Here is a 15585-nt window from a genome sequence, read left to right on the forward strand (position 1 = left end):
TTAACGGTTGTTTAGCAAAAAATGAGTTTATAGGCTAATATGGGACTGGATGGAAGTGACAAATATCACCGAAAGAGTGATATTTGTCACAGTCCTTTTTCAGAAAATAAACTAAAATGTTTATATAGACAACGGTCCCGTTTATGAAGAAGCAATTGTGAATTTTATAACAACTAGATCTTTTTTGGGATCACGAGACACGGGATTAACCTTCAAGCCCGCGATCTCTACAAATATACTAAATATAAATGGAGGGATTTAGCATGTCGGTGATTGAAAAAGATGTACAAGAGGTTAAGTCTGGATGGCGCGGTTTTGCAAAAGGCAAATGGTCCAGAAAAGTAAACGTTAATGATTTTATTGAAAAGAACATCAAGCCTTATCTTGGCAAGGAAGATTTCCTTGCAGGCCCTACTTACAATACTACTGAACTTTGGAAAATTGTATCTGAAATGACCAAGCAGGAAATTGCTAATGGCGGTGTGCTGGATGTGGATGTTAATACTGTATCCACTATCGTATCTCACAACCCTGGTTATATTGACAAAGACAAAGAACAAATTGTCGGCGTTCAAACAGATGCACCTTTCAAACGTTCCATTCAACCTTTCGGCGGAATCAAGATGATGATCGATGCTACCAAGGCTTACGGCTTCGAACTTCCGCAAAACATTGTTGAAATGTTCACGAACATCCGCAAAACGCATAACCAAGGCGTATTTGATGCATATACCTCTGAAATGAGAGCTGTTCGTAAAGCAGGTATTATCACTGGTCTTCCTGATGCTTACGGCCGTGGCCGTATTATCGGTGACTACCGTCGTGTAGCTCTTTACGGCATTGATTTCCTGATTAAAGAAAAGAAACAAGACCTTAACAACCTTGAAGTTGATTCCATGACCGAAAATGTTATTCGTCTCCGTGAAGAAATTTCCGAGCAGATTCGTGCACTTGGCGAATTGAAGAAAATGGCTGAAATGCATGGAATGGATATCTCCAAACCTGCAAATAATGCTAAAGAAGCTTTCCAATGGGTGTACTTCGGTTACCTGGCTGCTATCAAAGAACAGAACGGTGCTGCTATGTCCCTGGGACGCGTATCCTCTTTCCTTGATATCTATGTAGAACGTGACCTTGCAGAAGGAACACTGACCGAAGAACAAGCACAGGAACTGACAGATCATTTCATCATGAAACTGCGTATCGTTAAGTTCTTGCGTACTCCTGATTACAATGAACTGTTCAGTGGAGACCCAACTTGGGTTACTGAATCCATTGGCGGTATGTCTGTAGACGGAACTACACGTGTAACCAAGAATAGCTTCCGTTTCCTGCACACCCTTTACAATCTGGGACCAGCTCCAGAGCCGAACCTGACTGTACTGTGGTCTGAAAAATTGCCAGAAGGCTTCAAAAAATTCTGTGCTAAGGTTTCCATCGAAACCAGCTCGATTCAATATGAAAATGACGATTTGATGCGTCCAATCTACGGTGATGACTACGGTATTGCTTGCTGCGTATCCGCAATGCGTATCGGTAAGCAAATGCAGTTCTTCGGAGCTCGTGCCAACCTGGCAAAAGCTTTGCTGTATGCTATCAACGGTGGTGTGGATGAAAAGTCCGGCGTACAGGTAGGACCTGAACTGCCTCGCATCACTTCCGATGTATTGGATTATCAAGAAGTAATGAAACGCTTCAAACCAATGATGGAGTGGTTGGCTAAGACTTACATGAACACACTGAATGTCATCCATTACATGCATGATAAATATTCTTATGAACGTATTGAAATGGCTCTGCATGACCGCGATATCCTGCGGACTATGGCTTGTGGTATTGCTGGTCTGTCCGTTGCGACTGACTCCCTGAGCGCCATTAAATATGCTAAAGTTAAACCTATCCGCAATGAAGAAGGTATTGCCATCGACTTTGAAATCGAAGGTGAATTCCCTTGCTACGGTAACAACGACGATTCCGTTGATAACATTGCTGTAGAACTGGTTGAATCATTCATGACGATGATCCGCAAACACCACGCTTACCGTGATGCTCTGCCAACTCAATCGATCCTGACGATTACTTCCAACGTTGTGTATGGTAAGAAAACTGGTACTACTCCTGATGGACGTAAAAAAGGCGAACCATTCGCTCCAGGTGCCAACCCAATGCACGGACGTGATAAGAAAGGCGCTTTGGCTTCCCTGAGCTCCGTAGCTAAACTGCCGTACGAAGATAGCTTGGATGGTATCTCCAACACCTTCTCCATCGTGCCAAAAGCACTGGGTAAAGAAGAAGAAGGACGTAAATCCAATCTGGTATCGATGCTTGATGGATATTTCGCAAGCAAGGGTCATCACCTGAATGTTAACGTATTTGCCCGCGAACAATTGCTGGATGCTATGGAGCACCCAGAGAACTACCCACAATTGACTATCCGCGTATCCGGCTATGCTGTTAACTTCATCAAGTTGACTCGCGAACAACAAATGGATGTTATCAACCGCACATTCCATGGTGCAATGTAATATACAATCATTTGCTTGAGTTTTAGGTATACAGTGAAATAGTTGCAAGGTGTACCGCCCTTGTCTCAAGGGCGGTACTATCTTGTTTAAGATTGATTAAAATTTTAAATTTTCGAAAGGATGACATCATATGGCTAATGGACATATACACTCCTTAGAAACCTTTGGAACCGTTGACGGGCCAGGTATTCGTTTTGTCTTGTTCATGCAGGGCTGCCTCTTGAAATGCCAATACTGCCATAATCCCGACACATGGGGTTTGAATGAAGGCAGAGAAATGAGTATTGATGAGGTACTGGCTGAAATTGAGCCTTACCTGAATTATTACCGCTCCTCCGGCGGCGGTTTGACCGTCTCGGGTGGCGAACCGACTTTACAGGCGCATTTTGTGAAACAGCTGTTCACCGAAGTGAAGAAGCGCTGGAATTTGCATACTACACTTGATACTAACGGTTACAATGAAGGTGATAAGATTAATGATCTGCTTGAACAAACGGATCTTGTCTTGCTTGATCTGAAGCACATTGATGATGAAGCACATATCAAACTTACCGGTAAGTCCAATGAACGTACCCTGAAGCTGGCTCGTTGGCTGTCTGACCATGACCGTAAGATGTGGATCCGCCATGTGTATGTGCCGGGTATTCATGACCGTGAAGAAGACTTAATCAATTTGGGACGCTTCATTGGAACATTGAATGGTGTCGAAAAATTCGAAATTCTCCCCTATCATCAAATGGGTATCTATAAATGGGAAGTACTTGGAAGACCTTATGAGCTTGAGGGAGTGCCTTCACCAACGGAAGAAGAAGTTCAGCGTGCCTACCGGTTAATTGAAGAAGGCCGCAAGCAAACCGCATTAGTATAATCATTCGCCACACCAAAGCCGATCCAATAGTGTAATTACTGTTGGGTGGCTTTTTTGTGTAGAATGGACTTGGGAATGTTCACTCAATAAGTCAGTTTACATAACGTTGTTTGGTAGATGATAAAAATGGTTTCGCTTACATTAGAGAATTTTATCCCTGGAGTGGATGAATCTTAACCTTACGGTTCCAAACCTTGTTTTCTATAATAAGAAATGTAAGGGAAATCAACATAGGGAGGGTCACCCATAATGAAGAAAAGTGTAACATTGCTATTGTCTCTGCTGTTTGTAAGCTCTGCGATCATGGCGGGCTGCGGTAACAACAACAATTCCGCTGGTAACCAAGGTGAGGCGGCAGCAACGAATGCTGCGAATGCTACGGAGTCACCTGCTACCGAGAAACCGGCCAGCAGCGAACCTTTTGAAATGACCATTCGTCATACGCAAGTAGGTGCCGACAAACAGAAACGCTTGGCTATCTTGGAGGATGTTGTAGGAAAAGTACAGGCAGAAGTGCCGGGTCTCACTTTTAAGCTGGATGGTGTGGACTCTGATGTGAACCGCAAGGAGAAGCTGCGGGGTGAAATGGCGGCGGGGAATCCGCCTGAGATTTTTGATCTCTTCGGCAGTCCTGACTCTAAAATATATGCCAAAGAAGGTAAATTGCTCGATCTCACACCGATTCTAGAAGAACTGGGTATCAAAGATAAATTCTCGAATCTCGATCCATTTACGTACGAAGGTAAGATATACGGGCTGCCGATCGGCGGCTCCGGCGAAGGCTTCTTCTATAATAAAGAATACTATGCGAGTAAGGGCTGGAAGGCTCCTACAACTTTCGCTGAATTAGAACAGCAGCTGGCTGCCATCAAAGCCGACGGAAAAGTACCGCTGGCGGGTGCTTCCAAAGCGGGTTGGGTTCCACTAATGCTTGCGAACCATCTCTGGTCGCGGTATGCAGGACCGGATGTTACGGCTAAGTTCGCTACCGGTGAAGCCAAATGGAGTGATCCCAATGTAGTTAAGGGTTTTGCCAAGTATAAGGAATGGGAAGATAAAGGCTATTTCAAAAAAGGCGAGCTTGGTTTCGAATATGCTGAATACACTACCCAGTTCACCAGTGGTGAAGCGATTCTGATGTACGATGGTACATGGAAATCCTCCGTATTCAAGGCAGGGCAATCCGGTGAAGGCTTGATTGGTAAGGTTGGCTTCTTCAATATTCCAGCTGTGGAAGGTGGAGTTGGCGATCAGACAGCATTGATGCGTGATGTGAATAACGGTTATGGCTTTTCTGCTTCTGCGGCTAAGGACGAACGGCAGCTGGCAGCAGTGAAGTCTTTCATCAAAAATATGTACAATGAGGAAATGCAGCTGCGTGGATTGGTTGAAGACGGTGTACTGCCGGCCATGAAGATTGATCAGGCAGTGTTAACTAAAAATATCACGGATGATCTAATGAGTGAAATTGTAGCTGTTCTGAATAACTCCGAGTCCTCATTCCCGGCCTTCGACTCTCTGGTACAGGCAGATGTCACTACGGAAATCAGCAATATTCAAATTCAAAAGCTGATCGGCGGTCAGACAACACCTGAGAAAATGGGCGAGGCTCTGCAAAAAATTCAAGAGGAAGCCAATGCAGCAGTCGAATAAGGTTCGGTGAACAGGATGTGCCCTGGTGCTTGCTCCAGGGTGCATTTTTATAAAAGTATAAGGCACAGAGCTCCTTGATTCTCATGCAATCGGAGGAAAATCATGAATAAATCACTCAAAAATCCGCTGGTGTTCACCTTGTTTATTTTACCTGCGTTAATTTTGTTTTTAATGTTCTTCATTTATCCGATATTCAGCTCCCTTTACTACAGCCTTACCAGCTGGAACGGCGTTTCAGACACCGTAAAGTACACAGGAATGAGTAATTTTGAAAAAGCCCTGGGCGATGAGCGCTTCTGGGTATCTGTCAAAAACAACGGCTGGTTTATTTTGTTTTCTGTATTCATTCAGGTTCCCCTCATTATTCTGTTCTCCCTGCTAATTGCCAATGTCAAAAAGCTGAAGGGACTCTACAAGACGGCAGTGTTTATGCCTTCCATTATGTCTACGGCGGTTATTGGTATCCTGTGGGGGTTCATCTATGAGCCCAATATCGGGCTGTTCAACAAATTGCTGGGGGTTATCGGAATTGAACCATTATACTGGCTGTCGGATGAACGGTTCGCCATGCTGTCCATACTGATCACCAATGCTTGGCAGTGGACCGGATTCTACATTGTAATGGTGCTGGCAGCGATTCTATCCATTCCGGGAGAACTGGATGAGGCCGCGGCGATAGACGGTGCAACGGGCTTCCAGCGGGCTACACGCATAACCTTGCCTTTAATCGTTCCGATCATTTCTGTTGTTATCATGCTATCCATTGCGGGGGCCATGAAGGCAGCGGATATCGTCATCGTTATGACGAAAGGCGGACCGGCAGGTTCAACCGAGGTAATGGCTACCTACATGATCAAATATGCCATCACTAACTTCAAATATGGGTACGGGAACGCCATAGCCGTTCTGATCTTTATGTTCACGCTTGTGGTTACAGCACTTTATCAGCTGCTGTTCGCCCGGCGTAATGAAAGGATTGAATACTAATGGCGCGAACCTTGAAAAAGAGCATACCTCATATCGCATTGCTGGGTTATCTTGTAGTTGTTTTGTTTCCGTTTCTGTTTGTATTATTCTCTTCGGTGAAGAAGGATAATAATGCCATAGCGCTGAATCCTTTTGGAATTCCAAAGGAGTTTGTGTTTAACAATTATGTCGAGGCTTGGGTAAATGCCAAGATCAGCACGTACTTTTTTAACAGCTTATACATTTCTATATTGTCATCTGTAGTATCTATTCTGCTGGCTTCCATGTTCGCTTTTGCGGTTACGCGGATGCGTCAGGGCAAGTGGAACCAAATCCTGTTCTCGCTGGTGCTGATAGGGATGCTGATTCCGAATAATGCGCTGATGCTGCCGATTTATACGATTGTACGCAAGCTCCATATTCTGAACACCCACTGGGCACTGATTATTCCCTATATCGCCAACGCGATTCCATTCACGATTATTATTTTGGCGGCATTTATGCGCTCTTTGCCCAGTGAAATAGAGGAAGCTGCTGTTATGGACGGCTTGAAGGCCCCGGGTATCTTTGCTAGAATTATTGTACCTTTGACGGTTCCCGCCATGGTTACAGTATTCATTGTTAATTTCCTGGGAAATTGGAATGAGTTTTTGCTGGCCAACTATTTTCTTTCGAATGACGAGCTGCGCACACTTCCGGTGGGGATGGTCCAATTCCGTGATCAGTATCAGATGAACTATGCGCAGATGTCCGCAGGCATTGTCTACAGTGTGCTGCCGGTCGTAATTATTTACGCCATTTTGCAGGAGAAGATTATTGAAGGGGTTACAGCGGGCAGCGTAAAAGGATAATCCTATTCACAGTCAGGGGCACTAGCCGATGAATTTGCGCTATAAGTTATTTACGGCGTTTTTGGGCCTGATTATCATTCCTCTGTTTATTCTTGGCATGATTATGTTTTTTGTGACTTATAATTCAATTGAGAAGAAGTACAGCCAGCAATCCGAGTATTCGCTCAAAGCCATCAGCTACAGCATATCCAGTGTCTTCAAGGACATGGACAACGTTACTGATAACGGAATTGCCACCTCGGTATTTCATATGGCACTTAGTGCAGAGGACCCGTCCACACAGGATTTGACCGATGCCGAGCAGCTTAGCCTGAATGCCAGCCAGCGCAACTTCCGCAGTCTTTTGTACAATCATCCATCGATCAGCTATGCTTTTCTCTACAATTTTAACGGGAAAGGCAGCTCGGAGATTGTCTCGATCTTCAACAAGGAGAATTTCCGTACACTCCCCTATGACAAGTTCAAGGGAAGTGAGCTGTATCAGGAGGTCATGAAGCTGAACGGAGTGCCCAAATGGATTGCACCTCACGAATATCCGGAACTGACCGGAACGGAGCCTGTATTTACGCAGATCCGGCTGGTGAAGGAACTAAGCTTTTTTCAGAATATCGGTATTCTGGTGGTGCAGATCAAGAATTGGGAGTTCGAATCGATCTTCCGCAATCTCAAAATCGGGGATAGTGACCAGAAAGTTTCCTTTATGCTTGTGAACGATGATGGCATGATTCTGTTTGATCCGGACCGCAAGCTGGATGGCCAGGATTTCCATTCCTTTACAGCGAAGAACTTCGCTTTTCAAAAAGGCTTTCAAAGCTTCAGAACAGAGTTCGATGGGGAGAAAAGCATACTCTCGGTCTATCATCTTAAGGATTATCCCTGGAGTCTTGTCTCCATTACCTCCTGGGATTCTCTGTCCCGAGAAGTAACAGTGTTCGCCCGATGGTTTGTGGTTGTAATCTTCTTGTGCCTGCTGGGTGCAGTCATTTTTAATCTGTTTTTCATGAACCGGATTACGGGCGGTATTGCTGTTATAGTCCGGTTTATGCGGCGGGTAGAGGATGGAGATCTCACTACACGTGTGGAGGAGAAGGGCAGCGATGAAATGACACTGCTTGCGCGTGGCTTCAATGATCTGATGGATAAAATTAATAGTTTATTCAATAGGGTGCATGTGGAGCAGCATCGGAAAAATCAGGCTGAAATGCGGGTACTTCAGGCACAGATCAAGCCACATTTTCTGTTCAATACGCTGGAATCCATCAATGTGCTCGCTGTTCAGAATGAAGGCCGGAAGGTCAGCGAGATGGTCTACAGGCTGGCCAGTATCCTTCGCATCAGCATTCAGGACAGGGATGAAATTACACTGGATGAGGAAGTCACGCACCTGCGCAATTATTTGGATATTCAGAAATTCCGCTTTGAGGATATCTTCGATTATGAAATTGATATTCCCCAGGAGCTGTTAGGCTGTGGCGTCCTCAAGCTTACCCTGCAGCCGCTTGTCGAAAACAGCATCCAGCACGGGTTCGAAGGGATCGAATACAAGGGGATGGTTAGTGTAAAAGGCTGGGAAGAGCGGGGGAATCTGATTCTGCAGATTAAGGATAACGGAATTGGGATGAGTTCAGCCCAGCTCTCCTTGTTCCAGTATATGGTGAGTGAATCAGGAGAGGCTGCCGAATCCATCACCGGGAACAAGCCGGAGCATGGCATTCATCTGGAGCGGCGCGGGCTTGGTGTACGCAGTGTAGCTGACCGTATCCGTATTGAATATGGAGACAGATATGGGATATTTATCTGCGCAAGTCCGGGAGAAGGTACCATCATCCAATGCGTCATCCCAAAATACGGGCAGGGAGAAGATCATTATGCTAAAGGTATTATTGGTTGACGATGAAGCCCCTATACTTGGCAATCTGCGTCGTGTGCTGCCATGGCAGGAAATGGGGATGGAGATCACCGGAATGGCCCGCAGTGGAATGGAGGCGCTCCGCATTGCTGAGGAACAAGCCCCGGACCTTGTACTCTGCGACATCCGTATGCCCGTCATGGATGGATTAACGTTCATCGGCAAGCTGCGCGAGATGGGACTGGACAGCGAGGTTCTACTGCTAAGCGGTTATCAGGAATTTGATTATGCGCGGGAAGCCATCCGGCTTGGGGTGAAGGAGTATATCTGCAAGCCGATTCATTATGAAGAGCTGGGCAACAAGGTGCGGGAAATGGGCACGCGAATCCGCAGCAAACAATACAAGGATAAGCTGTACAACAGTATTCCGCTGTTTCAGGAGCAACCTCCGGCAGAGGATTCTGCCAAAAAAACACCGGAACAGCTGATGAATCTAGCTGCCCAATATATTTCGGAGCGGCTGAATTATGATCTGGGTATTGAGGAAGTGGCGAATAGAATTGGCATCAGCAGCAGTTATTTTTGTCTTCTGTTCAAGAACCGCTTTGCCATGACCTTTGTGGAGTATGTAACGCAACAGCGTATGGAAGCAGCGAAGTTCATGCTGGCAAGCAGTGACAAGAGCATTACTGCGATCAGCGCAGGGGTAGGTTATCAGGAGCGCCGTTATTTTACAAAAGTGTTCCAGAAACAGACAGGAATGACCCCCAAGGAATACCGGGACCAGCATCGAATGCCGGAGACTCGGTAAGCATAGGATTGATACACCTGAAGAGGCGACGACCTTGTCCACAAGGTTAGCGTCTCTTTTTTGTAGTGCAAAGTGAAGCCTGTTAGAATGACAATGGGGTTCTGGTGATAATAAATGGTAATAATTTTTAATCTTTTCTTTACATTTAATGAAACTTTTTAAGGACTCCTGCGTCTAATACTATGTTTTGTAAATGAACGTGGCAAAAATCACAGTCTCGTCCCTTACGGACGATTGCGTTTTTGCAGGGATTATAAGGATTGCAGAGAGAGATTTACTTTCCTTATATACTACTAATAGGAGCAGAAGGAGTCATACCATGAATTTGAAAAAAATTTCGTTAGTTGCAGTCCTGGCTATATCGCAGGTTGCAGCGGCAGTGCCGGCGTTTGCCGTCCCTGTAAGCACCACCACTACAACTGGAACAGTAGTTCAAGCAGCCGAGGCTACCCCTACTCCTGTGATGGCGCCAGAGCCTGCTGCTACTGACCCACTGCCTCCGCTGGTTTCACCGGGGACAGCAACACCAACAGCGACACCAACACCAATATCGACACCATCAGCGATGCCTTCTGCATCAGCCATTCCTGCTGCAACGGTAGTGCCTTCAGCCACACCCGTACCCGCACAATCAGCAATACCTACAGCTACACCTGGCACGATCACACCAAGTGGGACCACAGGGGGACAAATTATCCCGACTGCTGGAGCGAACCAACTCATTCTTATGATGAACAGTAATAAAATGTATAAGAATGGCACCCCGTATTTGGCCAATCAGCCAATGGCAGTTAAGTATGGCGTATCCTATGTATCGATTCGTGCCATGGTGGAAATGGTTGGCGTAAAATATACCTATGATACAAAAACAAAGGAAGTTATTGTAACCAAAGGCGACAGCATCATGCGTTTTAAAACAGACAGCAAGATCTATACGGTAAATGGCAACAAGGTGCCTATGAAAGGGCCTGCCTACCAGTTCAAGGGAACATTCATGATTCCTTTGACCTCGATTACAGGTGCTCTATCCATCCCTTATAGTGTTGATAACGTGGGGAAACGTGTCATTCTATCACTGAACATGAAGCCTACGGCTTCTTTTACTGTACAGCCGACTGTAATTTACGCCGGACAAACGACTGTGAATTATGTAACCAAGAATTCATCGCCCAATGGCACTGCAATTGTAACTGAACAGTGGGGCGGCAACAAAATGGATATTTATGATCAGCCGGGATTTTATACGGTAACCTATTCGGTAACGGACGCTTCCGGACAGACGAGTGATCCTTATTCAGTGACCTTTCAAGTCCTCCAGCCGAACCAGCCGCCTGTTGCCAATTTCACTTCCGATAAAGAGGAATACAAAATGGGTGAGCCGGTGACCCTTACCGACCTGAGTTATGATCCTGAAGGTGAAGAACTGACGGTTGAGTGGACGAACCGCGCACTGGCCTTTTTTAATCCGGGACCTGTTTCGATCCAGCTCAAAGTAACTGACAAACACGGACTGAGCAGTACGTTCGAGAAAACCATTAATATTACAAGTGAGCAGTTGTATACCCAGGATGAAGTAGCCAAATTGTTCACAGTTCCTGGTGATATTATCTCGATGGACGGCGGTTCGATTCCAGGATTGCCAAACCTGCAGTACAATTTGTCTTCCGAGGGATATAAGCTGATTCGCAGCAACAGCCCGGAAACGGTCAATTCGGAGGGTGTGCTGTACCGCGAAACATCGGTTGGATTAACCCGTTTCCTGGTTCACCACATGAACAATATGTCCACTAGACAGAAGCTGTATGTAATCGCAACGAACAACAACTTGTACCCAACTACAATTACTACCCAATATTTGGGAATTGCGGGTCCGGCCACATCACCGGAATACACAGGTAAAATTTCGATCCAAAAGTATTACCAATCCATGCTTAACAACTCAAGTTATGGAACGATTACTCTTCAACCGGGGCAAAGTATGCCTATCATGACGGATATCAGTAAAGTCGCCATGAAACCTGGTGAAGTGCTCTCACTAAGTGCTGACCTGTCCAGTGATTTGGCAGTGCAGTATAACGTTGTAATGGTTGAGCAGACTAAAGATCCGGTGGCATTGTTGCCAACTCTGCCCCTTCTGGACCGTGATGGTGTACACAACCGGGGAACCTACGATGAGTCTACACGTATAATCAGTGTCTTCGATGAGGTTGGCGCCACACAGTCGAAGCTTGTGCTTGGTGATAACAGCAAAGACCTGAATCTGGTCGGTGTTGATCCGATGAGCGGAACAGCCGCTTCGAACTCAGGCAACTTCGGGGTTCTATACAAAATCAGACTCGAGAGTGTCGCCAAGAATACACTGATTACATTCAATCCGCGCGGAGGCAATTATCTGGGGTCTATAATGGTCAACGGATCGATTATTAATCTGCCGAACAAAGGGAACTTATCCAGCTCCGACATGAACGCTGTGCTCTATCGATCCGGCGAATATACAGGTCCGGTGGATATCGTATTCTCGGTGGCTTCCGGCAGCAATCTTCCGGTAAACCTGGTCTTTACACCCATTCTGGCCAAAAAATAAATCAGGCAGTTTCGTCAAAAGGCCTGTCAGCATTCCCATATGGGAACGGCTGACAGGCCTTTTGCTGCAGGAGCCGCGAGGCTTTATTGACGGGGCTTTTGTTTTGGGGCATTATTAAGAGAGTGCAAAACAAAGAACATGTTATGGGAGATGAGCAAATGCTGTCGACAGATCAAATACTGGAAGCCATGTCGGGGCAGGGACTGCGAATCACCGATCAGCGTAAAACGCTTGCCAAGCTATTCGGCGAGAATACGGGATATTTATCCGCGAAGGATGTATATGAGCATATGGGCCGTAAATACAGCGGGCTCAGCTTCGATACGGTGTACCGCAATCTGCGGATCATGGAGGAGCTTGGGGTACTGGAGCAGGTGGTGTTTGAGGAGGGTGTCAAGTTCAAGGGCAGCTGCAATCAGGATCATCACCATCACCATATGATTTGCCTTCAATGCATGAAGACTTACCCGATCAATTTCTGCCCGATGAATCTAACGGATACACCTGACCAATTCCGGGTGGTCAAGCATAAATTTGAGGTGTTCGGATACTGCAAGGATTGTGAACAGAACCGTGAAGAAGAGATTGCCCTTGCGGCTCATGGCAAAGAAGGCCGCTGACATGGATATAGGACGCAAGACGATCCAGGCACCAATCCGTGTGTACCGCAAGTTCATCTCACCGATCAAACCGGCAACCTGCCGCTTCTATCCTACCTGCTCAGCCTATGCATTGGAAGCTATTGAAGTCCATGGTCCGGTGAAGGGCTCGTGGCTGGCAGCTAAGCGGATTGCCAGATGTCATCCCTTCCATCCGGGAGGACTTGATCCTGTGCCTCCACGGGAAGAACCCCCACCGGGGGGGAGAATCGGCAAAGGCAACTTGACATAGTGGCCAGGCATGGGTATATTTTGGATAATACGATGAATTCCAAGGAACGGATAAGTAAATCGGGACAACCATGACAGAGAGCCGGGAATGTGCTGAAAGCCGGTATGGTAAGAAGGTTGAAGATGGTCCGGGAGGAACTGTGGGCGAGCGGCAGGCCGTGTTAGAAGGCTGCGTTAGGTCACGGCGTGTTCCAGCGTTAATGGACAGTTCCCACTTCGGGAACTGGCGAAGCCTGTGCTCTGCAAGGAGCCGGGGAATTTTGGGTGGTATCGCGTGAGTAATCCTCTCGCCCCATATTGGGGCGGGAGTTTTTTGTGTTTGAAATATAAGGATTTATATGTTTTACGATATAAATTCTTATATTTCTCACTGAAGCGGATCCCGTCCTGAATAGGACGGCAAAGCCGTTTCCACTTGCCAAGACGAAAGGATGACAAGAAATGAGCGACAAGAAAACATTTTATCTGACAACCCCGATCTATTATCCGAGTGACAAGCTGCATATCGGTCATGCATATTCGACAGTGGCCGGAGATGTAATGGCGCGCTACAAGCGGCTGCGCGGCTATGCGGTACGTTACCTGACCGGTACGGATGAGCATGGACAGAAGATTGAAGAGAAGGCTGCAAAGGCCGGCAAGACACCTCAGGAGTTCGTTGACGGGATCGTTGCTGGCATCAAAGACCTGTGGCGCAAGCTAGACATCTCGAATGATGATTTCATCCGTACAACTGAAGAACGCCATAAAAAAGTAGTGGCGGATATTTTTGACCGGCTGCTGAAGCAGGGTGATATTTACAAAGGGGAATACGAGGGCTGGTACTGCATCTCGGACGAGACTTTTTACACTGAGACTCAACTGGTGGATATCGAGCGTGATGCGGAAGGAAATATCACTGGAGGCAAAAGTCCGGACAGCGGACATCCCGTTGAACTGGTCAAGGAAGAAAGTTATTTCTTCCGGATGAGTAAATATGTGGACCGGTTGTTGCAGTATTACGAGGAAAACCCGGATTTTATTCAGCCAGAATCGCGCAAGAATGAGATGATCAACAATTTTATCAAGCCTGGTCTGGAGGATCTTGCCGTATCACGTACCACTTTTGATTGGGGCGTTAAGGTCAAAGGCGACGAAAAGCATGTGGTCTATGTATGGATAGATGCGCTTACGAATTATATAACAGCTCTGGGATATGGCTCCGAGGACCGCAGTTTGTATGATCAATTCTGGCCGGCGGATGTTCATATCATGAGTAAGGAAATTGTGCGTTTCCATACGATCTATTGGCCAATCATTCTGATGGCGCTCGGCGAGCCGCTGCCGAAAAAGGTATTTGCGCATGGCTGGCTGCTGATGAAGGACGGTAAAATGTCCAAATCCAAGGGCAATGTGGTGGACCCTGTGACGCTGATCGACCGCTACGGTCTGGACGCACTGCGCTACTACCTGCTGCGTGAGGTTCCGTTCGGATCGGATGGCACGTTTACTCCAGAGAGCTTCGTCGACCGCGTCAATTATGACCTGGCGAATGACCTTGGCAACCTGCTGAACCGCACGGGAGCAATGGTGGAGAAGTATTTCGCTGGTGTGCTTCCAGCCTATGCAGGCAATGTGACGGCGTTTGATGGTGAGCTTGAAGCTGCGGCGCAGAGCACTTATGCCAAAGTGGAAGAAGCTATGGAAAAAATGGAGTTTTCCGTGGCGCTTACAGCCATTGGGGCGTTCATCAGCCGGACGAATAAATACATCGACGAGACCCAGCCCTGGGTGCTCGCGAAGGATGAGAGCAGAAACGGCGAGCTGGCTTCCGTGATGAGACATCTAGTGGAAGGACTGCGCACAGCTTCGATCCTGCTGCAGCCGTTCCTGACGGAAGCACCGGCCAAGATCTGGCAGCAGCTAGGCATTGATAAGGGCGAGCTGACGACCTGGGACAGCGGCAAATCCTTTGGACTTATTCCAGCCGGAACCAAGCTGGCCAAGGGTGATCCCATTTTCCCGCGTCTGGATGTGGCACAGGAAGTGGCCTACATCGCCGAGGCGATGGGCTCAGGCAAACCGGCAGAAGCAGAAGCTGCCCCTGTTGCTGATGCGGGAGCTGTTTCAGCTGTAGCGGATGAGCCGGAAGAGGAGCACAAGGAAGAAATCGGTATTGATGATTTCGCCAAAGCTGAACTGCGTGTGGCGCAGGTTATTGCCGCTGAGCCGGTTAAGAAGGCGGACAAACTTCTGAAGCTGCAACTGGATCTCGGGTATGAGCAGCGCCAGGTCGTCTCCGGCATTGCCAAGTTCTATACACCGGAGGAACTGGTGGGACGCAAGGTAATCTGTATCGTTAACCTGAAGCCGGTGAAACTGCGGGGTGAGCTGTCTCAAGGCATGATCCTGGCAGCCTCCAAGGGCGATCAGCTGACCATTGCTACTGTACCGGACAGTATGCCGAACGGCGCGATTGTGAAATAGGCTGAACTGATCCAGCCTGAATTTATGGTTTGAATCAAGGAACACCTGCCGCGAGTACCGGCGGGTGTTCCTTTTTTATGGATATGATCGTAGTGAACTTATTGACTTATCGTAACGATTAC

At 47.1% G+C, this 15585-nt stretch carries 11 protein-coding genes; all 11 read left to right on the plus strand.

The genetic code is table 11. The features are described from left to right. Positions 1 to 263: 263 nt before the first annotated feature. The 11 genes from pflB to metG all read left to right on the plus strand — a co-directional run bounded on the left by pflB (position 264) and on the right by metG (position 15463). On the plus strand, positions 264 to 2525 hold the full coding sequence (pflB, locus tag A3842_RS08400) for a formate C-acetyltransferase (protein WP_074085319.1): 2262 nt from the start codon (positions 264 to 266) through the stop codon (positions 2523 to 2525). Between the two features lie 130 nt (positions 2526 to 2655). Further along, a complete protein-coding gene (gene pflA, locus A3842_RS08405) occupies positions 2656 to 3393 on the plus strand; it encodes a pyruvate formate-lyase-activating protein (protein WP_074085318.1) in 738 nt (245 codons plus the stop codon). Between the two features lie 249 nt (positions 3394 to 3642). Further along, the gene (locus A3842_RS08410; RefSeq protein ID WP_178382316.1) at positions 3643 to 5046 is read left to right on the plus strand and encodes an extracellular solute-binding protein; all 1404 of its coding nucleotides are present in this window, start codon (positions 3643 to 3645) and stop codon (positions 5044 to 5046) included. A 102-nt stretch (positions 5047 to 5148) separates the two neighbouring features. Then, the gene (locus A3842_RS08415; protein ID WP_074085316.1) at positions 5149 to 6033 is read left to right on the plus strand and encodes a carbohydrate ABC transporter permease; all 885 of its coding nucleotides are present in this window, start codon (positions 5149 to 5151) and stop codon (positions 6031 to 6033) included. Further along, on the plus strand, positions 6033 to 6863 hold the full coding sequence (locus tag A3842_RS08420; protein WP_074085315.1) for a carbohydrate ABC transporter permease: 831 nt from the start codon (positions 6033 to 6035) through the stop codon (positions 6861 to 6863). Before A3842_RS08415 ends, A3842_RS08420 begins: the two co-directional genes overlap by 1 nt. Positions 6864 to 6891: 28 nt before the next feature. Continuing rightward, the gene (locus A3842_RS08425; RefSeq protein ID WP_074101070.1) at positions 6892 to 8754 is read left to right on the plus strand and encodes a cache domain-containing sensor histidine kinase; all 1863 of its coding nucleotides are present in this window, start codon (positions 6892 to 6894) and stop codon (positions 8752 to 8754) included. Beyond that, complete coding sequence (locus A3842_RS08430) at positions 8732 to 9523, plus strand: response regulator transcription factor (protein WP_074101071.1); 792 nt, start codon at positions 8732 to 8734, stop codon at positions 9521 to 9523. Before A3842_RS08425 ends, A3842_RS08430 begins: the two co-directional genes overlap by 23 nt. 319 nt (positions 9524 to 9842) lie before the next feature. Then, positions 9843 to 12107, plus strand: a complete 2265-nt coding sequence (locus A3842_RS08435) for a stalk domain-containing protein (protein ID WP_074101072.1) — start codon at positions 9843 to 9845, stop codon at positions 12105 to 12107. Positions 12108 to 12265: 158 nt separating this feature from the next. Beyond that, entirely contained in the window at positions 12266 to 12727 is a 462-nt protein-coding gene (locus A3842_RS08440; protein ID WP_074101108.1) for a Fur family transcriptional regulator, read from the plus strand. A gap of 1 nt (position 12728) precedes the next feature. Next, entirely contained in the window at positions 12729 to 12998 is a 270-nt protein-coding gene (yidD, locus tag A3842_RS08445; RefSeq protein ID WP_074101073.1) for a membrane protein insertion efficiency factor YidD, read from the plus strand. A 440-nt stretch (positions 12999 to 13438) separates the two neighbouring features. Continuing rightward, positions 13439 to 15463, plus strand: a complete 2025-nt coding sequence (gene metG / locus A3842_RS08450; RefSeq protein ID WP_074101074.1) for a methionine--tRNA ligase — start codon at positions 13439 to 13441, stop codon at positions 15461 to 15463. Positions 15464 to 15585: the final 122 nt, after the last annotated feature.

This window comes from Paenibacillus sp. P3E (assembly GCF_001909045.1).
GTDB classification, from domain to species: Bacteria; Bacillota; Bacilli; order Paenibacillales; family Paenibacillaceae; genus Paenibacillus_AQ; species Paenibacillus_AQ helianthi.